This is a genomic window from Bradyrhizobium sp. WSM4873 (genome assembly GCF_055811355.1).
Map to the genome: position 1 here is coordinate 1 of NZ_JBVVPS010000053.1, position 21151 is coordinate 21151.

At 64.6% G+C, this 21151-nt stretch carries 24 protein-coding genes; 6 read left to right on the forward strand and 18 right to left on the reverse strand.

Annotated elements, in window-relative coordinates:
* Positions 1–148: 148 nt before the first annotated feature.
* From AC0L21_RS35795 to mgtE, 4 genes are all read right to left on the reverse strand, one after another.
* Complete coding sequence (locus tag AC0L21_RS35795; protein ID WP_473266519.1) at positions 149–1162, reverse strand: hypothetical protein; 1014 nt, start codon at positions 1160–1162, stop codon at positions 149–151.
* Positions 1163–1211: 49 nt separating this feature from the next.
* Positions 1212–2030, reverse strand: a complete 819-nt coding sequence (locus AC0L21_RS35800) for an aldo/keto reductase (RefSeq protein WP_473266521.1) — start codon at positions 2028–2030, stop codon at positions 1212–1214.
* Between the two features lie 172 nt (positions 2031–2202).
* Complete coding sequence (locus AC0L21_RS35805; protein ID WP_027518447.1) at positions 2203–2520, reverse strand: helix-turn-helix domain-containing protein; 318 nt, start codon at positions 2518–2520, stop codon at positions 2203–2205.
* A 163-nt stretch (positions 2521–2683) separates the two neighbouring features.
* Positions 2684–4105, reverse strand: a complete 1422-nt coding sequence (gene mgtE / locus AC0L21_RS35810; protein ID WP_473266525.1) for a magnesium transporter — start codon at positions 4103–4105, stop codon at positions 2684–2686.
* Between the two features lie 116 nt (positions 4106–4221).
* Here mgtE and AC0L21_RS35815 point away from each other — a divergent pair, with 116 nt between their 5' ends.
* The gene (locus AC0L21_RS35815; protein ID WP_473266527.1) at positions 4222–4995 is read left to right on the forward strand and encodes a polysaccharide deacetylase family protein; all 774 of its coding nucleotides are present in this window, start codon (positions 4222–4224) and stop codon (positions 4993–4995) included.
* Positions 4996–5185: 190 nt separating this feature from the next.
* A complete protein-coding gene (locus AC0L21_RS35820; protein WP_473266531.1) occupies positions 5186–6505 on the forward strand; it encodes a polysaccharide deacetylase family protein in 1320 nt (439 codons plus the stop codon).
* Positions 6506–6508: 3 nt separating this feature from the next.
* On the opposite strand, the gene AC0L21_RS35825 is transcribed toward AC0L21_RS35820, so the two are convergent.
* Entirely contained in the window at positions 6509–6883 is a 375-nt protein-coding gene (locus tag AC0L21_RS35825) for a hypothetical protein (RefSeq protein ID WP_456769543.1), read from the reverse strand.
* Positions 6884–7171: 288 nt separating this feature from the next.
* On the opposite strand from AC0L21_RS35825, the gene AC0L21_RS35830 reads away from it, so the two are divergent.
* A complete protein-coding gene (locus tag AC0L21_RS35830) occupies positions 7172–7429 on the forward strand; it encodes a hypothetical protein (protein WP_240543306.1) in 258 nt (85 codons plus the stop codon).
* A 21-nt stretch (positions 7430–7450) separates the two neighbouring features.
* Here AC0L21_RS35830 and AC0L21_RS35835 read toward each other — a convergent pair whose 3' ends face one another.
* From AC0L21_RS35835 to AC0L21_RS35890, 12 genes are all read right to left on the reverse strand, one after another.
* On the reverse strand, positions 7451–7639 hold the full coding sequence (locus AC0L21_RS35835) for a hypothetical protein (protein WP_473266534.1): 189 nt from the start codon (positions 7637–7639) through the stop codon (positions 7451–7453).
* A gap of 10 nt (positions 7640–7649) precedes the next feature.
* Positions 7650–7979 carry a four-helix bundle copper-binding protein gene (locus tag AC0L21_RS35840; RefSeq protein ID WP_007611368.1) on the reverse strand — a complete coding sequence of 110 codons (330 nt, stop codon included), beginning with the start codon at positions 7977–7979 and terminating at the stop codon, positions 7650–7652.
* Between the two features lie 103 nt (positions 7980–8082).
* Positions 8083–9027, reverse strand: coding sequence for a cation diffusion facilitator family transporter (locus AC0L21_RS35845; protein WP_473266535.1), 945 nt, complete (start codon positions 9025–9027; stop codon positions 8083–8085).
* Between the two features lie 18 nt (positions 9028–9045).
* On the reverse strand, positions 9046–9951 hold the full coding sequence (locus AC0L21_RS35850) for an NAD(P)/FAD-dependent oxidoreductase (protein WP_473266577.1): 906 nt from the start codon (positions 9949–9951) through the stop codon (positions 9046–9048).
* A gap of 13 nt (positions 9952–9964) precedes the next feature.
* A complete protein-coding gene (locus tag AC0L21_RS35855; RefSeq protein WP_473266537.1) occupies positions 9965–11041 on the reverse strand; it encodes a flavodoxin family protein in 1077 nt (358 codons plus the stop codon).
* An 80-nt stretch (positions 11042–11121) separates the two neighbouring features.
* The gene (locus tag AC0L21_RS35860) at positions 11122–11322 is read right to left on the reverse strand and encodes a hypothetical protein (RefSeq protein WP_473266539.1); all 201 of its coding nucleotides are present in this window, start codon (positions 11320–11322) and stop codon (positions 11122–11124) included.
* Positions 11323–11324: 2 nt separating this feature from the next.
* A complete protein-coding gene (locus AC0L21_RS35865; protein WP_018455208.1) occupies positions 11325–11531 on the reverse strand; it encodes a hypothetical protein in 207 nt (68 codons plus the stop codon).
* A 362-nt stretch (positions 11532–11893) separates the two neighbouring features.
* Complete coding sequence (locus tag AC0L21_RS35870) at positions 11894–12106, reverse strand: hypothetical protein (RefSeq protein ID WP_473266541.1); 213 nt, start codon at positions 12104–12106, stop codon at positions 11894–11896.
* A gap of 134 nt (positions 12107–12240) precedes the next feature.
* Complete coding sequence (locus AC0L21_RS35875) at positions 12241–12987, reverse strand: Crp/Fnr family transcriptional regulator (protein ID WP_473266544.1); 747 nt, start codon at positions 12985–12987, stop codon at positions 12241–12243.
* On the reverse strand, positions 12987–16154 hold the full coding sequence (locus AC0L21_RS35880; protein ID WP_473266546.1) for a CheR family methyltransferase: 3168 nt from the start codon (positions 16152–16154) through the stop codon (positions 12987–12989). The genes AC0L21_RS35875 and AC0L21_RS35880 overlap by 1 nt, the downstream gene beginning before the upstream one ends.
* A gap of 195 nt (positions 16155–16349) precedes the next feature.
* Positions 16350–16616 (reverse strand): hypothetical protein, encoded by a 267-nt coding sequence (locus tag AC0L21_RS35885; RefSeq protein ID WP_473266547.1) that lies wholly within the window; start codon positions 16614–16616, stop codon positions 16350–16352.
* Positions 16617–16623: 7 nt separating this feature from the next.
* Positions 16624–17631: a chemotaxis protein CheB gene (locus AC0L21_RS35890; protein WP_473266549.1), complete on the reverse strand. Its 1008-nt coding sequence runs from the start codon at positions 17629–17631 to the stop codon at positions 16624–16626.
* Positions 17632–17713: 82 nt separating this feature from the next.
* Between AC0L21_RS35890 and AC0L21_RS35895 the strand changes: the two genes are divergently transcribed.
* Positions 17714–18118, forward strand: coding sequence for a response regulator (locus tag AC0L21_RS35895; RefSeq protein WP_473266551.1), 405 nt, complete (start codon positions 17714–17716; stop codon positions 18116–18118).
* Positions 18119–18460: 342 nt separating this feature from the next.
* Here the strand turns inward: AC0L21_RS35895 and AC0L21_RS35900 are convergent, their stop codons facing one another.
* The gene (locus AC0L21_RS35900; protein WP_473266553.1) at positions 18461–19243 is read right to left on the reverse strand and encodes an SDR family NAD(P)-dependent oxidoreductase; all 783 of its coding nucleotides are present in this window, start codon (positions 19241–19243) and stop codon (positions 18461–18463) included.
* 172 nt (positions 19244–19415) lie between these two features.
* On the opposite strand from AC0L21_RS35900, the gene AC0L21_RS35905 reads away from it, so the two are divergent.
* Positions 19416–20591 carry a zinc-dependent alcohol dehydrogenase gene (locus tag AC0L21_RS35905; protein WP_473266555.1) on the forward strand — a complete coding sequence of 392 codons (1176 nt, stop codon included), beginning with the start codon at positions 19416–19418 and terminating at the stop codon, positions 20589–20591.
* 12 nt (positions 20592–20603) lie between these two features.
* Entirely contained in the window at positions 20604–21146 is a 543-nt protein-coding gene (locus AC0L21_RS35910) for a hypothetical protein (protein WP_473266557.1), read from the forward strand.
* Positions 21147–21151 lie beyond the last annotated feature (5 nt).

Consider the following 21151-nt stretch of genomic DNA (forward strand, 5'->3'; position numbering starts at 1 on the left):
ATCAAGACGACAACGAGATCGCCCCTCAAGGATGAGCCGGGATGAGCGACACATACGCCGTTTCCGAATTTCGGTAACGTGGAATATTTTGGCGGCGGCGGATTGACAGAGGCGACACACAGAGGCGGTCCCGTAGCCCGATGATCTGCTATCCACCGAAATCCCGTGGGCTGAACGGCAGGTCCATCACCTTCCATTCCCCGTATTTGTCGGCCGGCAGCATCTTGTAGGGCTGGCAGGCCTGAAGCGCGCTCATGGCGGACTTCACGAGCGCCACGCCCTTTGCGGACGGCGGGGCTTCGATCAGGATCGGCTCGCGCGCCAGCGTGCCGTCGGTCGCGAGCACCGTGCGCAGCTTGATGTTGACGTTGTCGGTCGGCGCGACGCCCGCCGGCAGCTTGGCGCAGCTTCGCAAGTGACGACGCAGTTCGGCGATGATTTCGGCCGGCAGCTTCGCCGCGATTGAATCCTTGGCATCGCCGCCATCGTCCTTGGGGGCGTCTTTCGGCAGCTCCGTCGGCAATTCCGGCGGCAGGCCGAGCATGACACCGTATTTGACGGTGACGTCGGGCTCCGGCGCCTGATAGGACGGCGGCAGCGCGGCCTCCGGCTGCTGCATCGCTTGTGGCAGTAGCTGTGGCGCCGGGGGCTGCGGGGTCGGGGGCTGCGGCGTCGCCTGAGGCGGCGGCGACTGCGATGGCTGTGGCTGTTGAGGCTGCGGTTGCGTCTGCGCATTTGCCTCGCGCTGCTGCTGCGGCGGCGTCTGCGAAGGCTGGGCCTGCGGCTGTTTCTGCTGCGGCGGTTCAGGCGAGGCCTGCTGCTTCGAAGCCTGCTGCTTCGAGGACTGTGCCGCGGCCTGTTGCTTTGCCTCGGGCTTCGGCGCGGCCGCCGCCTTGTCCTTGTCGGTGAAATCCAGCTTCGGCAGTTTCAGGTCAGGGATCGGCTCCGGCGGCTTTGCCTTGAGCTTTTCTTCGGCCTTCTCCTCGGCCTTGGCCTCCTCCTGCTTCACTTGCTCCGGCGTCACGATGCTGACGGAAACCGATTCGGGCGGGCTGGCGTGAAACGGACGGACTTCGCTGATCACGATGATCAGCGCGACCAGCGTCAGATGGGCGATCGCCGACGCTGCAATGTCCGTCCGTATGATCTTCCGCAGTTCCATCGCCTGACTTCAGGTTGCCAAGCTGGTCCTAGCATACGGCAGCCCCCTCTCAATCCCATTTTGGCGCGAAGCCGAAATCGGTCAGGCGGCCCCTGGGACTGGCCAGCGCGGCGATCTGGGCCATCTCGTCGTCGGAAAGCTCGAAATCGAAGATCTCGATGTTTTCCGACAGGCGTTCGACGCGCGAGGTGCGCGGGATTGCAGCGACATTCTGTTGCACCAGCCAGCGCAGGCAGACCTGCGCCGGCGTCTTGCGATGGAGCCGCCCGATCTCCGCAAGCGTCTGGTCGGTCTTGATCCGCCCCTTGGCGATCGGGCTGTAGGCGACCAGGGCGAGCCCGTGCTGATCGCAGGCCGCCCGCACCTTCGCCTGGTCGAGATAAGGATGGTATTCGACCTGGTTGCAGGCCAGCGGCTCCGGCGACAACGCCACCGCCTGCTCGATCAGCGCGACGGTGAAATTGGAGACGCCGATGTGGCGGGTCAGGCCCATGCGCTTGGCATGCGACAGTGCGCCCAGCGTCTCCTCCAGCGGCACGTGCGAATTGGGCCAGTGCAGCAGCAGGAGATCAACGGAGGGAAGTCGCATGCGCGCCAGGCTCTCCTTGACCGAGCGCTCGAGATCGTGGGGCGCGAAATGGTTGGTCCAGACTTTTGTGGTCAGGAAGATGTCGTCGCGGCGCACGCCGGAGGCGCGCAAGCCGTCGCCGACCTCGCGTTCATTCTCGTAGACCTGTGCGGTATCGATGTGGCGATAGCCGAGCCGCAGCGCCTGCTCGACCACACGGGCGCACATGCGCCCGCTCAGCTCCCAGGTCCCGAGCCCAATCGCCGGTATTCTTGCGCCCTTGGTCTCGACGAACAGCATGAGGAATCCTCTCTGTCGCGGTCGCCCCAAATCATGATCTCGGCGTCATTATGAACCCGGCGGGCGACACTGCCAACGGACGACACCGGCCGCCGGGCCGGATCTTGCGCGCAATGCTAACGGGAGGTTCGCGCACAGCCTTGACGTCAGACCTTGACGTCAGGCCTTGAGCTCAGGCTTTGGCGAGCGCCTGGAACACGGTATCGGGCGCATGCGCGATCACGGCGAGCAGCGCGCGGGCGGGTCCCCGCGGGGCCCGCTTGCCCTGCTCCCAGTTGCGGATGGTCTCGACGGGAACGCCGAGCTTGGCCGCGAACTCCATCTGGGTCAGGCAGGCGCGGCGGCGCAAATCGCGCACGGCGAGCGAGCTGGCTTCGGCCGGCGCTGCGTTAGATACCGGCTGGATTGGAAACGGCTGGACCGGAAACTCCTGCCCGTCCCGCAACTCGACGATCCGTCCGTCCGCCTTCAGCCGCACACGCATGCTCATTCCCCCAAGCGGGAACGATGATGCGGCAGCTCGCTTAAGTTCGGATTAAAGATGATGGCCAGTAGCCCGGATGGAGCGCAGCGCAATCCGCGGCGTCTATCGAGCCGACGCAGCGGCCCGGGATTACGCTTCGCTCCATCCAGGCTAGGGACTTCAACAGCTCCTACCTCAACCCGAACCACAGCGTCGCAATTCCCAGGAAGGAGAAGAAGCCGACAACGTCGGTGACCGTTGTCACGAACGTGCCTGACGCCACCGCCGGATCGGCTCGCACACGTTCGAGCGCCATCGGGATCAGGATGCCCCCGAGCGCGCCGGCGAACAGGTTCACGATGATGGCGAGCCCGATGACCATGCCGAGACCCGGGATTCTGAACCAGGCCACCGCGGCGACGCCCGTGATCACGGCAAAGGCGAGACCGTTGACGAGGCCGACCAGGCCCTCGCGGACCACCACGCGCCAGGCATTGGAGGAGCCGAGCTCGCGCGTCGCCAGCGCCCGCACCGCGACCGTCATGGTCTGGGTCGCGGCATTGCCGCCTTGGCTTGCGACGATCGGCGCCAGCACGGCGAGCGCCACCATCTTCTCGAGCTGTCCCTCGAACAGGCCGAGCACGGAGGACGCCAGGAAGGCGGTGGCGAGATTGACCAGCAGCCAGTTGAACCGCGCGCGTGCAATGGTGAACACGGTATCGGATAGTTCTTCGTCGCTGTTGACGCCGCCGAGCGCCTTGAGGTCCTCATCCGCCTCTTCCTCGATGACGTCGACGACGTCATCGACGGTGATGACGCCGACGAGGCGGTCCTGGGTGTCGAGCACCGGGGCCGCGACGAGATTGTACTTGCCGAACATGCGCGCCACCTCCTCCTGGTCCTCCAGGACGGAGACGCGGCGGCGATCCTCGTCGGTCAGCTCGGCAAGCGCCACCGGGCGGCGGGCGCGCAGCAGGACGTCGAGCGAGACCGCGCCCTGCCAGTGCTGCTCCTTGTCGACGACGTAGATCTCGTAGAAGCGGTCAGGCAAATCCGGCGTCTCGCGCATGTAGTCGATCGCCTGTCCCACGGTGAAATCCTGCGGCACCGCGATGAACTCGGTCTGCATCCGGCGACCGGCGGAATTTTCCGGATAAAGCAGGCTGCGCTCGAGCACGACGCGCTCCCTGAGCGGCAGCTTCTCGAGGATCTCCTCCTGATCGGCCTGATCGAGCGTTTCCAGCAGCTCGACCGCGTCGTCGGATTCGAGCTCGAGCACACCTTCGGCGACCGTCTGCGGCGGCAGTTCCTCGAGGATCTCCTCGCGCACGCCCTCATCGAGCTCGTTCAGCGCGGAGAAGTCGAAATCGCGCCCCGTCAGTTCGACCAGGCGGACCCGATCGTCGGGCTCGAGAGCCCCAATGAGATCGCCGAGATCGGCCTCGTGCAGCTCGGCAACGCAAGCGCGCAACGCGGCGCTGTCGCCGGCCTCGATCGCATGGGCAATTTCCGCGACGAATTCGTGACGAATTTCGCCGTCTTCATTGCGCATCGGCACGTGGTCGAGTACCGATTCCGCGGCAGACGCGGCACCGTCCAGATGTTCATCCATGGCGCGCCTCGCCGTCCGACAGGTTGGAACGAGTGGTCTGAGCTGTTGGTTCAGGCAATACCCACAAGGCAACTCTGAGCGCAATGACAAAGATGCTTCGACTGAGGCGGACCTCGATGGCGGCAGGCGCAGCCCTCGCGGCCCTCAGCGGCATCGTCTCGACCGAAGCCGCCGAGTGCCCGCGCAAGGACGCGCTCGGCACCTCCCGCATTCTGAGCGTCGACGCCAAGACCACGCCGCGCGTGGGCCTGAAGAGCTTTCCGCAGACGTTGCCCCTCGCCGATCACGAGGTCGTGCTGACCTTCGACGACGGACCGCATCCGCCGACGACGTCGAAGGTATTGGCGGCGCTGGCGCAGGAATGCGTGCGCGCGACCTTCTTCCTGATCGGCCTGCACGCCTCCGAACACCCTGACATGGTCAAGCGCATCGCCCGCGAGGGCCACAGCATCGGCCACCACACTTTCTCGCATCCGTTCATGGCGCGGATCCCGCTCGACAAGGCGAAGAGCGAAATCGACCGCGGCATTGCCGCCGACGAGATGGCGCTGCACGGCACGCCGACTACGACACCGTCGACGCCGTTCTTCCGGTTTCCTTATTTCGAGGCAACGCAAGCCGAGCTCGACCTCCTCCAGTCCCGCGGCATCGTGGTGTTCGGGGCTGACCTGTGGGCCAGCGACTGGAACGAGATGACGCCGGAGCAGGAATTGAAGCTCGTCACCGAGCGGCTCGCCGCCGCCGGCAAGGGTATCATCCTGTTCCACGATCCCAAGGCGCGCACGGCCGCGATCATGCCGGCCTTCCTGCGGTATCTGAGGGAGAACGGCTATCGGGTGGTTCACGTCGTGCCGGCGGGCACCTCACAGAAGAATGCCGACGCACGTTGATGCCGGAATGTCACGCTGGCGCAAAATGGGGTGATTTAGGCCCTATTAACAGTCTGTTCATGCTACGCCATGCAAGTATCGAGGGGACTTGTCGCGGCAGGGTTCTGGGTCGGGGTTCTTGCGCCTGAACCGTTTGCCGATGTCTCCGACCTACTATGGCGGCAATCGCGTAAGAGGGCAGACGGGGTTCATGATCGGAAGTAGCCTTGTTGCCCGGACGCGATCGTGGATCGTCCTTTGCTTTGGCGGATTCCTCGGCGGATGTTTGGGTGTCCTGACCATCGGCTCGCCGGCGATTGCGGCCGACTGCGCCGGCCATCCGGACGCGCTCGGGACCTCCCGCACCCTCGTGGTCGATCCGCACGAGCATCCCCGCATCGGTACCATGCAGTACCGCGAGACGCTGCCGCTGAAGGACCATGAAGTCGTCCTGACCTTCGACGACGGTCCGTTGCCTAAATATTCCAACCAGGTCCTGCAGATCCTCGCCGACGAATGCATCAAGGCGACCTTCTTCATCATCGGCGAACAGGCCAAGGCGAACCCGGAAGGCGTGCGCAAGCTGGTCGCGGCGGGCCATACCGTCGGCACGCACAGCATGACGCATCCGCTCACAATGGACCGGATGCCGCTCGACAAGGCCGAGGCGCAAATCAATGGCGGCATCGAGTGGACATCGGCCGCGATGACCGATCCGTCCAAGCTCGCGCCGTTCTTCCGCATTCCCGGCCTGATGCGCGCCGACGGCGTCGAGAACCTTCTGATCTCGCGCGGCATCCAGGTCTGGAGCGCCGATTTCCCGGCCGACGACTGGCGCCATGTGTCGTCCGATCGCGTCTATCAGCTCGCGATGCAGCGGCTTGAGGCCAAGGGCAAGGGCATCCTGCTGCTGCACGACATCCAGGCCCGCACGGTGGCGGCGCTGCCGAAGATCATCCGCGACCTCAAGGCGCGCGGCTATCGCATCGTGCACGTGGTGCCCGCGACCGCCGAGCATCCGGCGACGCCGACGACACCGGTGGAATGGCTGCTGCATCCGCCGACCGAGACCACACCGATCGCGCGCTGGCCCGCCGTGCCGAACTTCGTGTTCGCGCAGACCGAGACGCTTGCGGCGCCCGCGCTGGCCGACCTCAACGCGCAGACCGCACATCAACCGCTGCTGCCGCGCAAGACCATGGCGCTCGCCAATGTCGCGGCCACCCTGCCCGTGCCCGGCCGCGATCTCTTTGCGATCCCCGAGGGCTCGGTCGAGGTGCTGCTGTCGACGACCTTGTCGCGGCGTGCCGCGACGCGCCTGGCAATGGCGGCCGAGACGCCCCGTGCGGCCAAGGGCAAAGCCGGCAAGTCGCGCGCTGCCCGCACCGCGCACGCTGTTCGTGGCACACCGAAGCATGCCGCAGAGGCCGAGGGCACTGCAGCCAAGAGCACTGCGCCCAAGAGCATTACGCCTAAGAGCACTGCGCCGCGCCCGACCCGTGTGGCGAGCCTGAAGAAGCGCGCGCAGTAGAGCCTACTGTCGCATGATGTTGGCGACGCAGAGCAACACGATCAACGCCAAGAAGAACAGGTCCATATAGGACTTGACCTCGCCGTCGCGCCTGAGCCGGGCGACGTCAACCACGACCTGCTTGCGCACACTCGTTCCGCCCGCGCCGTCATTGAGCGGGGCCTGAAGGCGCTTGGTCTCGGCTTCCAGCTTCTCGATCTTCTGGTAGAAGTAGAACGCCCGCAGCGTCGAAGCTGCACGCATGCCGGTATAGACCAGCACGAGGATCGCGATGATCGCCCGGTTCTGGTATTTCTCCATGAAATTCAGGCTGAAATAGACCATCGCCATGAATGCGAAGTTGGTCACGAAGCGATAGACGAAGCTTAGAAAGACCATGCGGGCTCAAGCCTTGAAGGGTGGCGCAACCGGACCGTGTTGCAAATGCGGGGATCAGGAGCCCAGACCGGAACAGCCGGCCTGAATGCCATGCAGGCCCGTCTACGCCAACTTTGTTTCGACAAAGATACTATTGCCCCGGCAATGCCGCCTTTTAGCCACGCCCGGCCATAATGCAAGCCGGAGCACGGCCGCCGGTGCCTTCCGCGTGCCTGCTGGCTGCAACGGCTCCTTGGAGATTTGGCCGAACTGCCGATAGACTGGGGCCGCCACATGTGGGGTCTGCCGATGCCGAAGAAGGGAATCACCGGCCACGACGACTGGGTTCTGACCGAGGCGCTGGCGACTGCGCTGGTCGCGCTGGAGCAGCTCGACACCAAGCACCAGCCGAGCGCGCATATGGACGACATCCGCAAGATGCTCGCGAACGGCAAGGAGCCGGCGGCTGTGACCCTGCATCTCGCCCAGGCCAAATGCCGGCTGTTTCCCGACCTCGATCCGCTGGAGATCTACCGGGAATACGGTATCGGCGAGGAATATGGCTAAGGGCGCCGTCGACGGCTGGACTTAAGGCCCGCCGGCGACCGACCCCGCGATCACCATGACCAGCGCGGCCAAGTCGATCTTGCCGTTGACGATCAGCTCCTCCGAGGCTTTGGCATCCTCCGCGCGTTCGACCTTCAGCGATTGCGGCCGGTTGGCCGCCTGCCGCTTCAGCTCCTCGACGATGGCTTCCGTGAGTTTCTCTTCCAGCATGGGCTTGTCCTCAGGCCGCCATCGCACGGCAGGATTGTGCGCAGGAGCGGCACATGGCGACGCACTCGTCCATGCCGCCGACCCGCTCGCAATCCTCGGCGCATTCGCTGCAGATTTCGGCGCATTCGCCGCACGTATGCCGGTGATGCGGCGTATTGATCAGCATGAAATGCGCCGCCGTCCGGCACATTTCGGCGCATGCCATCATCAGGCGGAAATGCTTGGGCTCGACGTGCTTGCCGCCGGTCTCGAGGCAATGGTTCATCGCCGTGCCGAGGCAGGTCTGGTAGCAGCTCATGCAGAGCGCGATGCAGCGCGTCATGTCTTCGGATTGAGCCATCCGGTGTCTCCAATGCTCGCCCCCTGCCCCGGTCAACCAGGGGGATGTTGTGATCGTTCCTGCCGTCGTGCCGATTGTGACGTCCAGGGAACCTCGCAAAGAGCTAGCCGTAACGCCTCGCGCGCACGGCCCGGTAGCGAGCATCGGTCTGCGGCTTGATGAACAGCGCCGCCACGCTCGGATGGCGTTTGCGTATCTCGGCCTCGATCGAAACGACGCATCGCTCGATATCGTCGGCGCGCTTGTCATCCGCAAATTCGATGCTCAGCGCCGCAACGATTTCGGCCGGCGACAGCTGAACCGTCAGAAGGCCGTTGGCCCTGAGCACGCCGGGCGAATGCCTTGCGATGTCGAGGATCGATCGCGCAAGCTCCGGATCGGCGGGCTCGCCGATCAGCAGGCTCTTGCTCTCGCGCGCGAGACCGATCGACACGATCGCCAGCAATATCCCGATCAGGATCGAACCGATCCCGTCCCAGACCGGCTGGCTCAGCCATACGGCGGCCGCGGTGGCCGCCGCGGCAATGGCGATGCCGACCAGCGCCGCACTGTCCTCGAGCAGCACCATGAATGCCGGAGGATCCTTGCTGCGAACGAAAGCCTGGTAACATCCGAACCGCCGACCGTCCGAGCGGAAGCGCCGCAGGGCAACCAGCCAGGAGCCGCCTTCAAACAGGAACGACAGCCCGAGCACCACGAAGCTGACGATCGGACTTTCGATCGGCTCGGGTGCGGCGACATGCAGAATGCCCTGATACAGCGAGACCCCGGCGCCCAGGGCGAAGATCAGCAGCGCAACGATGAAGCTCCAGAAATACAGCTCGCGCCCATAGCCGAGCGGATGGGATTCGTCGGGCGAACGGCTCGCGCGCCGGTAGCCGTAGAGCAGCAGGATCTCGTTGGTCGTGTCGACGAGCGAATGCACTGCTTCGCTCGTCATGGCCGAACTTCCCGTCCACGCGGCGGCGCCGATCTTCGTGACCGCGACCAGGACATTGCCGAACAGCGCCGCATAGACCGCGGTCTTCGAGGATGATTCTGTTGCCAATGTCCGATACCCCGTTCCTCATGCCAGCCGCCGCGGCAGGCTGTTGTGGATCGTGCAGGCGGCGAGCGCGGCGTGGCCGAACGCGACCGAGATCTGGTGCAGGTCGGTGACGACGTCGCCGATGCCGTAGAGCCCGTCGATCGAGGTGCGCTGATGGTCGTCGACTTTCAGATGGCCGTCTTCGGTGTGTTCGGCCCCAAGCGTCATCGCGAGATGCGAGCGCACTTCCGCACCCATCACCGGGTAGACCATCTCGAATTGCGCCGTCCGGCCATCGGCGAAGACGGCTTCAACGCCCTCGTCTCGCCGCCTCAGGCGCAGGCCGGGCGCGACGACAATCTCGACACCCGCTTCATTCAGCTCCGGTGCCGCGGCATTCCCGTCATGCTCGCCCGTTGCCAGCAGCGTCACGTCGCGCGAGTAGCCGCGCATGAAGAGCGCCTTGCCGGCGGCCCGGTGAAGCGGACCGACGATGCCGATACGGCGGTCGATCGCCTCGAAGGCATCGCAGACGGGGCAGTAGCGCAACAGCCCATCCGCGACCGCCGCGCGCCATTCGTCGAACGGCGGATGGGCGTCGACGATGCCGCTGGCAAGGATGACGGTGGCGGCCGTATGCGCGCCGCCGTTCCAGATCGCCTGAAAACCTCGCTCGTGTCGCCGCAAGGCTGTGACCTCGGCATCAACGCGCGTGACCGCGAGCTCGCCCAGTTGCGCGGACATGCGCGCGAGCAGGTCGGTACCGGACAGGCCATGGACGAAGCCCGGCACATTGTGACTGCGCGGGATCAGCGCCGCCCGGCTCGCGCCCGCGTCCACGACACAGACGCGGCGCCGAAATCGCGCGAGGTAGATCGCGGCCATCAGCCCGGCGGGGCCGCCGCCGACGATCAGGCAATCATACGGCTGACCATTCCGAGTCATCTGGAGTTTGGCTTCATTTGGGGTTTGAATCCGACAGGCCCGCACCGGGCTCGCGAAGCTGTCCGCTCCGCGCCAGGCGGACCGCATTGCCGAGCGCGCGCGCGACGTTCTGCACCTCCGTCTGGAATGCCCTGTCGTCATCGAGGTCGCGGTGCGAGGTGGCGTATGGCTCCATGTAGCCGACATAGCCATCGAGTTCGGCGAAGCGGCCCGCCGAGATCAGCTGCATGTCGGTCAACCAATCCGACAACGCCCGGCGCACGCCCTCGGCACCGACCGCATCGCCGTGAACGACAAGGCCGAAATGACGGCCGGCGAGATGGCGCGGATAGGGCCAGCCCTTCAGCTCCAGCGCCTTCGCCTCGGCAGCCTTCTTGCCGTGGGTCGAAGTCGGATCGGGATTGCCGCCGTCGGCGCAGACCATGCGATCCATCATCGCCTTCAGTCCGGCGGGCACGTGATACCAGTTCACCGGCGTCACGATCAGGATGCCGTGGGCCGCGACCCACAGCGGATAGATATCGTTCATCCAGTCGTCGGTCTGCCCCAGCGAATAGTTAGGATAGCAGCTGCACGGCCAGTGGCAGAGCGGCATCGCGGTTCCGACGCAGGATTTGCAGGGATGGATCGTCTTGCCGAACTCCGAAGCCAGGCGCGACAGATCGAGGATGTCGACGGCAAATCCAAGCTCGGCAAAGACAGGCTCGGCGAGCTCGACCAGGCGCCAGGTCTTGGACATCTCGCCGGGACAGGTGTGCTCGCTGCGGGCCGAGCCGTTGATCATGAGGATGCGCGGCGTCTCGTCCGCGTCGTCATGGCGCCGCTGCGCTGCCAGAATCTTCGCGCGCGCGTCGAGCCAGTCGACGGCGATGTCGTAATCGGGATCGGAGAATCCAGTGCCCGCCTTTCGTGTCAGCGGGGCCTTGCGTGAATTGCTGTAGGCATCCCAGGCCGCACCGACGATGGCGTCGAGCTCGCGCTGGAGCGGTGCAAAGGCGGGATCGACGAACCGGCTCCTGTAGCGGCGCTCGAAGGCCTCGCGCGAGAGCTTGACGGGCGGCATCCCCTTGCGAATGTCGGCTTCCGTCATGCTGGCTCCTCGCGAGGTCGGTACAGTCCGACCAACCCGGGGCGCCGCGCGCGGTTCCTTCTCGCTCTCGTCTCGCTGCTCTACTGGCGGACAACTTCCGGCGGCACATCGAATTGCGCGATGCGCTGGTCCAGCCGCCACAATTCGATGCGGTGCACCAGCACGAGCGAGGCGGCCTCGCGCTTGGCCTGCTCATCATCGTCGCAGACCAGGTTGATGCATCCAAACACACGCCCGTCCGGATCGATCTGGAACGCGCGGTAGTGCTTGATGCTCCGCATCATCATCCTCCCCGTCTCGGGTAGACGGGTTCGCTTAGCCAGTCCGTCAGGTTCGAGGTCACCTCGTTCTGCTTGGCGCGCTGAAGCAGCATGTCGCGCTCCTTGCCGGGTGGCAGGCTGCGCGCGCGCTCGCGAGCGGTTTGGGCGAATGCCGCCAACCGCTCCTGGAGCGATTGGGTCTGTTTCCTGCGGTTGCGTTTCGCGGTCATTGTACTTTCACAAAGCCCTTCAGATGGAAGGAATTGGGATGGGAGGAATTGGCCCCGGCGGGAGGTCGGCGCCGGGGCCACAGTTCATGCCGGTTGGGGCGGCCCAGCCCGGCAGTGTTGGCAGCTTCGGCCGCAACCGCAGGTTCCGGCATTTCAATAAGTTAACGGTGCGTGATTTTGCCGATGCGAAACGAAGCGGCGGAGCATCACCCGGTCGCCGCCATTCGCAGCAAGGCGCGGCACGAAGGCATTTCGCTGAAGCCCGTCAACCGCTCGCCTAACAACAGGTGCTCCAAAGCAGCGAAGCGGCGTTGAGTGGGGTGCCGTCCCGGCGCGCGCTGCACGTTTGGCGTCGTCGGCCCCTATTCCGGCGGCGCGCCGTATCTGAGGTCCTGCTCTTCCCGGTTGTCGCGGAGGGCCTTGAGCTCCGAGCGCAGCATCGCGCTTTCCATCACCACCCGGCGCACCTCGCGCGTGGCGTCATCAAGCTGATCCGCGACCGCTCTGCGCTGCGCCCGGAGGGCGCGGCTTGCTTCGATCGCGCGCTCAGCGCGGGCAAGCAGGACGTCGATCATGGAACGACAATAGAAGATTCGGGACGAAATTGCCTTTACGTAAGTTACGTCGATTACTCAAAACCAGCCATCCGCTCAAAAACATTCGCGAGCACTAACCTGGGTCAAGTCTCTCGGAACAGCCGAGAAGACGCTTAGGCCCGTCGATAGAGTTGCAGATAGCTCGGCGAGAACAGCGCCGCGTCCTTTAGCGCATCGAGATCGGTGATGGTCAACGTGCGATCGCGCAGCACGATCAGGCCGGAGGCGCGCAACTCCTGAACCGTGCGGTTGAGATGAACCACCGACAGGCCGGTGGCGTCCGCAAGATCCATTTGCGTCACCGGCATCACGCAGGAATTGCCTTCGACCAAGCCGACTGGACGCAGCCGCTCGATGATCTCGCAGAACAAATGGGCCACGCGCTCGAAGGCCACCCGGCGGCCGAGATTGATGGCCCATTCGCGCTGGATGGCGCTGTTGATGAGAGTCTCGCACAAGAAAGCTTCCGTCAGCGAGCGGTCGGCAGCCACCAGACTCTCGAACCGCGCGCGCTTGATTTCGGTGTAGACGACCGGCGTCATCGCCGCGATGGAATGATCCATCACCGGCAGCAGGAACGCGTGCGCATCGCAACTCTCGCCGGGAAAAAGAAAATTGACGATCTGGCGCCGGCCATCCTCGAGCGTCTTGTAGCGGCAGAGCCAGCCCGACAGCACGAGGCGAACGCTGTCGACCGGATCGCCCTCCGAGATCAGATCCTCGCCCGCCCCTGCGCGCTGGATTCCCTCGAGCATCGCGTATTCGAGCGAGGTGCGGGCGTCCGTCGACAACGGCCTCAGCACGTTCAGCCGGCGAATGACCGGGTCCACCTGGCTGCGATCGAGCGTCGACAAGGGCATCAGTTGGCCACCGCCGGTGTATGAAACGCTCGCTTGCTAAGAGGAATTGTGATCGTGCATTCCAGCCCCCTCGGATTGAATGCCATCGTGGTCTGCCCCTTGAACTCGAACGCGAGTGTGCGCTCCAGGAGCTCGGTCCCAAATCCTTTATGCGGCGGCGGCGCAACCGGCGGCCCGCCGCGCTCCCGCCACTCGAACACCAGCTCCGCCGGGTTCGTGCCCTGCTCGAGGCGCCAGGAAATTTCGATGCGACCGGTCGGCCGGCTCAGGGCGCCGTATTTCAGCGCGTTGGTTGCGAGTTCGTGAATGGCAAGGGCAAAGGTTTCCGCGGCCTTCGACTGAAAACGCACGGTGGGGCCGCTGACCCGTACCTGCTCTCCTTCCCTGGCATTATAGGCCAGCAGCTCTTCGACCGCGAGGTATTCGAGGTCTACGCCGCCCTCGGGATCGCGCGTCACCAGCGCCTGGGTTCGAGCGAATGCGTTGAGCCGGCCATCGAGATGGGAAGCAAATTCCTCGACCGTCGAACTGCTATCAGCCGTGCGACGGGCGATCGAGCGCACCACGCCCAGCGTGTTGCGGACCCGATGCTGGAGCTCGGCCAGAAGCAGGCGCTGCCGCTCCTCGGCGCGGGTAATCGCGGTGACGTCGACGAACGTGATCACGACCCCCGCGATGAAATTGTCGATGCTGCGATAGGGCAGGATGCGCACGATGTAGCGCGTGCCGGTGTCCGGATCCCTGAGCTCGCGCTCAGCGGTGGCAAGCGTCCGCAGCACGCCGCGAATGTCGTCATAGAGCTCCTCGATCGGGATGCGCGCCTTGATGTGCGCGATGGGGCGCCCCGTGTCGGTCTCGACGAGATGCAGAACCTGCGTGATCGCCGGCGTGAAGTTCATCACGCGCAAATCGTTATCGAGGAACACGGTGGCAATCTGCGTGCTCTCCAGGAAATTCTCGAGGTCGCTGGTGGCGCGCGTCAATTCCTGGACGCGGTGGGCCAGCTCGCCGTTCACGGTGGTCAGCTCCTCATTGACCGACTGCAATTCCTCGCGTGAGGTTTCGAGCTCTTCGTTTGCCGACTGAAGCTCTTCATTGAGCGACTGGTATTCCTCGTTGGAGGACTTCAGCTCCTCGTTGGTGCTTTCGAGCTCTTCGATGGTTGCCTGAAGGCGCTCCCGCGTCGCCCGCAGCTCGCCTTCGATACGCTCGACATGCTCGGTCTGCACCAGCGCGCTGGGCCTGCTCTCGCCGGCATCGGTGTTGCGCACCGGCCCGTCCTTGAACAGAACGACGAAATTGCGGTGGTCGCCGCCGCCATCCTGGATCGGCTCAACCATGATGTCGACGAGAACGCGATGGCCGTTGGCACCGAGCTGCACCTGCTCGGCATGGGCGGGCTCGTTGGTCTCCGCCGCGCGGCTCAGCACGGTGCGCAGGTCCAGGCGGAGATCGCGGTGGACGAGTTGGAGCAAATCGAGCGTGGCGGCGCCTGCCGTCGGCTCGATGTAGCGGCCGGTGCGCCCGGAGAAGTGCAGGACCTGAAAGTTGCCGTCAGTGATGACATAAGCGGGCGCGTAGCGCTCGGCGATCCGCTGTGCGCGGCGCTCCAGGCCGATGTCGGGGCGGAACGAGCGCAGCGGCGGCACCTCGGCGGGCGCCCTCCCGGCAGCGGTCGTGATTGGAAATTCCGGTGGCAGCCGTGTTCCGGTTTCCAGCTTCTTGAAGATGCGGGCGCGGCGGTCGATCGGCACGAAAAGTATTGGATGCCGCGTGACGTTCTCGGAATTGCCGAGAAACAGGAATCGATCCGGCAGAAGCGCGAAGTGGAATAGCGGGATCACCCGATTCTGCAATTCGGCATTGAGATAGATCAGCAGATTGCGGCAGGAGACGAGATCGAGCTTCGAGAACGGCGCGTCCTTGATCACGTTATGCTGCGAGAAGATGCACATCTCGCGCAGCTCCTTGACCACGCAATAGGTATCGCCTTCCCGCACGAACCAGCGCGCCAGACGCTCGCTGGTCATGTCCGCCTCGATATTGGTGCGGTAGCGGCCGACGCGTGCGGTCGCCAGAGCCCGTCCGTCGATGTCGGTCGCGAAGATCTGAACGTGCGGTGGCGAGTCCATCTTGGCCATGTGCTCGCGCAGGAGGATAGCTATGGAATAGGCCTCCTCTCCGGTGGCGCATCCGAGCACCCAGACGCGAACCTGCTGGCGCGCGTCCTTGCCTTCGAAGAGCTTCGGGACGATCTGACTCTCGAGCACATCGAATTCGCGCTTGTCGCGGAAGAATTCGGTGACACCGATCAAGAGATCGTTGAACAGATGCTGCGCCTCGTCCTGGTCGTTGCGCAGGAAATCGACATAGGCGGCGATGTCGGCGATCTGGACCACCTGCATCCGTCGCTGCACGCGACGCAGGAAGGTGTTCTGCTTGTAGCCGTGAAAATCATTACCGGTCTTGCTGCGCAGGATGTCGGCGATGCGCGACAGCGAGGCCGCCGCAGCGGCCAGCACCTCGTCGAACCCCTGCTTCTCCTCCAGCCGCCGCAGGTGACGGGCATAGACCTGGATGTGCTCGGCAATCTCTTCCGGAGAGAGCACGTAGTCGGCGATCGCCGCCGGCGTGTTGGCTTCTTTCAGATGATCAGCCTCGTCGCTCGCGCCCTTCTCGGCGATGGCGAGACCACCGTGATCCTTCAGAGTCGCGGTACCCAGCGTGCCATCGCCGCCGACGCCGGACAGGATCACGCCGATCGATTGCTCGGCGCGTTCTTCCGCCAGAGACACCAGGAAGCTGTCGATCGTGGCCCGCTCGCCGGGGGCCTGCTCGGCCGGGCGGACCGCGAAGCGACCGCCATGGATCGTCGTGATCATCGCCGGCGGGCACAGATAGATCGTGCCGCCCTCGATGGTCTGGCCGTCACTGATGTCGGCGATCTTGCCGCGGGTGGTATCCTGCACGATCCGACGCAGCCGCGGCTCGTCGAGCGCCTCGTGATGTTGCAGCGCCAGCACGACGGCCTGGTCGGCGCTCACGGTCAGCTTGGACAAGAACCGCTCGACACTATCCAGAGCTGTCGGCGCGGCGCCCACCCCGATGATCAGCGGAGACCTGGTCTGGCGCTCTCTTTCGACCGGCTGGTCGCCGATTTCATGCATCGTCTCGGTAGCCTCATTCAATGACGGGAACCAGCGGGACGCCCGCTCGCCGCAAATAGCAGAAATGATGTTATCCCAATAGGTGGAAGGCGGAAACGTCGCGCTGCGTTCCATACGGCGAACATCGTTGTCAATTGCCGACCAGAGATGTTCGCGCTCGGCATGGAGCTCAGGCGGCCTGCCAACGCGCCCGGATCACTCCGGACCGACTTGCTGCCGGAGATAGCTAATCCGCTGCTCGATCAGGACGCGATGCCGGAGCCATTCCGTCAGGGTCTGCTTCAGCACCTCGGCCAACCGCTCCGCCTGGCCGGCGTCGTGGCCACCGGCACTGAGTCCACGGATCCGATCCTCCTGATCGCGGATGCGCTGGCAACCCTCCTCGATATCCCGATCGGCCTTGATCAGGTGGCGGCGCTCGGTGTCGAGCTGCTCGGTCCATTCGGCGAGGGAAATGGTCATGGCGACCTCAAGCCTCCCGCTTGCGAGCCGGAGGATCGAGCGACTTTAGCACGACCCGTCGGATCATGTCGGCATATTCGCGATATTCGGCAGCCCGCGCCTGGTACATCTCGGCAACCGCGGGCCGGCCGCTGCGCCGACCGTCGGCGGCCATGCGCTGCACCAGCTCAGCCCGCTCCTCGATGATGCGCAGCGCGACCCGCAGGGCTTCATCCACTTGCCCCTCCTGCTCTTTTGCGAGGATGTCGGCGCCGAAGGCGTGTCCGACCTGGCACCGGAAGCGCATGGGGTGCGAGTCCTTCATCTCGGACAGCACGCCCCCGCAGGCCGGACAGGTCAGCGCAACCGGATCGGCCATCGACACGAGACTGTCACTGCCGATCCGCTCGCCGGCCGCGATCTCGACCTCGAGCCGGATCTCCGGCGGGATCGGCAGCGCGGCACCCGCAACCTCCCTGGCGAGATCGGACAGAACGTCGCCCATTCCGGCGCCGGGGACACAAAGATCGATGATGGTCGCCTCCAGGGCGCTCCTTGGCATTTCATCGGCGATGGCGTCCGAGGGGTCCTGTACCACCGAAATCCCGCCGCAACGCTTGATGGCGTTGAGGCCGGCCGCACCGTCGGACAGCAGGCCGCTGAGGAGCACACCGATCACGCGCGGGCCGTAATTGATGGCGGCCGAGCGAAACAAGGCGTCGATGGCCGGCCGGACCATGTTCTCGCGCGGACCGCGCCCGAGGAACAGGTGATCCTCGGACAGCAGCAGATGATGGTCCGGTGCAGCCAGATAAACCTGGCCGGGCTCGATCTTCATGCCGTTTTCGGCCTGCCGGACCGGAAGCGGGCCGGCGTGGCTGGCGACCGTCGAGAGAATGCCGATGCCCTGCGCCGGGATGTGCAGCACGATGAACACCGCCGCCGGCAGATCCGGCGGCAGCCGGCCCAGGATCTGCTTCAGCGGTGCGGTCGCGCCGGCCGAGCCACCTATGACGATGATGTCGCGGTTGCTCATGGAACCCACTTTCGGTTGTATCGTTATACCAAGGCGGGTGACCGCCCTATGTTCCTATGGAAGGCAAGGGATGGAAGGAACCATGGCGATTTCGCCTGGATCGTCAGGTCCACAGTCGCCGCTCAGCGGGCGGCGCATCTTCATTGTCGAGGACGAATATTTTCTCGCCGATGACATTGGCAAGGCATGTCAGGCGCTCGGTGCAGAGGTCGCGGGGCCAGTCGGTGATCTCGACGACGCACTCAGGATCCTGCACGACGGCGCAGTCCTGGATGCCGCCGTCCTCGACGTGAACATCCGCAGCGAGATGATCTTTCCTGTCGCGCGCGAACTGAAGGCACGGAACATACCCTTCCTCTTCACGACCGGATACGACAAGGTCACGATCAGTCCGGAATTCCACGACGTGCTGATCCTGGAGAAACCGATCGATCTGCCGGCGATGGCCCACACGCTGGCCGCGCTGATCGCCGATCCGCATGGTTGAGCCGAACGGCGATCAGAGCAAATGCGCGAAAGCGAGCCAGGCGGTCACCGCCAAGCACAGGAGCACCGCAGCATAGGGCAACGCGATGCGCATCAGCAGCCCTCCCGGCATTAGCCCATCATCATCCAGACGATCGCCGCCATCATCACCAGAAAGCCCGTGATCGCCGTTGCGACAAAGGCCTGTTCGACGCGATCCATCGGCATCACAAGCCCCCTTTTTCCAGCCGAACCAGTCTGAGGGCTCGGGGAGCTTTGCGCATTAGGCTATGTGAATCGGCGTGCTCCTTTGTCGTCCGCGAGATCGGCCGCACCGCCCAGCAGAGATTGCGAGGTCATTGTCCTACGACTTCGCCGTGCCCGGCTCGGCCATTTTGCGATGCTGCTTGGCCAACATCTCGTTCGGCGTGACGTTGGCAACCGTGGTCTGGATCTTGTTCTTCATTCCTGTCACGATATCGGACTCCCCGCGCAACATGGCGTCGAAGCCGGCCTTCGCGACCTCGGCCGCGTCATCCTTCTTCTCGGTGCCGACCTTGGTGTCCATCATGTCGGCGCGGCGGAAGAACTCGGTTTCGGTGGCGCCCGGCATCAGACAGGTGACGGTGACGCCGCTGTCGCGCATCTCCTCGCGGAGCGCGAACGAGAATGAATCGAGGAAGGCCTTGCTGGCGTTGTACACCGCCTGAAAACTGCCCGGCGTGAAGCCGGCGATCGAGCCCGTGATCAGGATACGGCCCGAATTGCGGCGGACCATCTCGTTGCCGGCGCGATGGATCAGATACAGCGTACCGGTGATGTTGGTGTCGACGAGGTGTTTGATCCTGGCAAAATCCTGGTCGAGGAAGGCCTTGCCGAGGCCGACGCCGGCATTGGCGAGCAGCGCGTCGATCGGCCGGTCGCCGACGGCCGCGCAGAGCTTGTCGACGCCTTCGGTGGTGGCGAGATCAGCCTGCACCGCCTCGACGCTGGTGCCGAGCCTGCGGAGATCGACGGCCACCCTCTCGATCTCGGGCTCGTCCGCCGCGATGACAAGGTTGAAGCCTCCTTGGGCACAACATCTGGCGAGTTCCAGGCCGATGCCGGTGGAGGCGCCGGTGACGACGGCGAGTTGGTTAGCGGCCATGAGCGTATCCTTCGCGTGTCCTTGAGATGGGTTGATGACGCTCCAATCACCGCAATGGCCGCTCGTTCCTATCGGGACCCACGCTGGTGCGGCGCAAAGATTTTGCACCGTGCGATAGCAACCATCGTTCGATGTTCGACTTGGATGCCTCGTAGCTCGCGGGAGAACTGAGATGAAGGCGCTAGTCTGGCACGGCAAGGAAGACATACGCTGCGACACCGTCACCGATCCTGAGATTCAGGACCCGCGCGACGCCATCATTAAAGTCACGAGTTGCGCCATCTGCGGCTCGGACCTGCACCTCTTTCACAACTACATTCCGGGCATGCTGCCCGGCGACATCATGGGCCACGAGACCATGGGTGAAGTGGTCGAGGTCGGCTCCGGCGTCGACGGCAAGCTGAAGAAGGGCGACCGCATCGTCGTGCCCTTCACGATCATTTGCGGCGAATGCGATCAGTGCAAACGCGGCAATTTCTCGGTCTGCGAAACCACCAATCGCAAGCGCCATTTGGCAGACAAGGCGTTCGGACACACGACAGCCGGCCTGTTCGGCTACACGCATCTGACCGGCGGATATCCCGGCGGCCAGGCCGAATATCTACGCGTGCCGTTCGCCGACGCCACCCATATCAAGGTGCCCGACGGCATACCCGACGAGCAATTGCTGTTTCTCAGCGACATCTTCCCGACCGGCTGGCAGGCCGCCGCGCAATGCGACATCGAGCCGACCGACACGGTCGCGATCTGGGGTTGCGGGCCCGTGGGACAGATGGCGATCCGCAGTGCCATTTTGCTCGGCGCAAACCAGGTGATCGCGATCGACTGCCTGCCCGAGCGGCTCAGCATGGCGGAAGCCGGCGGCGCCACCACTATCAACTTCGAAACCGAAAGCGTCCTGGAGCGGCTCGAGGAGCTCACCGACGGCAGAGGCCCCGAAAAATGTATCGATTGCGTCGGGATGGAGTCGCATGTGATGGCCTCCCTGCCCGACACGCTGCTCGACCGCGCCAAGCAGATGGTCATGGTGGAGAGCGACCGACCGCACGTGCTGCGCGAGATGATCTATGTCTGCCGCCCCGGCGGCATCATCTCGGTGCCGGGCGTGTATAGCGGATTCTCCGACATGCTTCCGATGGGCGCCTTCATGAACAAGGGCCTGCAGATGCGCACGGGCCAGACCCACGTCAACCGCTGGACCGACGACCTGCTCCATCGCATCGAGGAAGGCCAGATCGATCCGTCCTTCGTCATCACCCACACCGTCCCGCTCAGCCAAGGCCCTGAGATGTATCAGGTGTTTCGCGACAAGCGCGACTCCTGCGTCAAGGTCGTGCTGAAGCCCTGAGGAGCAAGACACATGTTTCATTTCTCCAACATCGTTCGCACCAAGGGCGATCCGAAGATCGTCGCGGGCGGGCCCACCCTCAAGAGGCCGGAAGACCAGCTCGCGCGTGCGCTCGGCTGGTTCAGCATCGGTCTCGGCGTCGTCGAATTCTTCGCGCCGCGGCGCGTCACGGAAACGCTGGGCATGGAAGGTAGCGAGACGCTGGTCCGCGCCTTCGGCGTGCGCGAGATCCTGGCCGGGATCACGACGCTCTCGGTCGAGAAGAACGCCGGCCTGTGGGCCCGCGTCGGCGGCGACGGCCTCGATGCCGCCGCACTGCTCTCGGGGCTGACCGCGGACAATCCCAAAAAGGGCAATATCGCGCTGGCGCTGCTGATGGTCGGCGGCATCGCGATGCTCGACTACCGCGCGGCGCAGGACACCAAGCCGCGACGGCCGCCGCGCGACGCGCGGCGCAAGCTGTATCCGAACCGCAGCGGCTATCCCAAGGGCATCGAGAGCGCTCGAACCGCGGCCAAGCAGATCGCAGCGCACGCCACGGCGGGCCGGACCTGAGGACG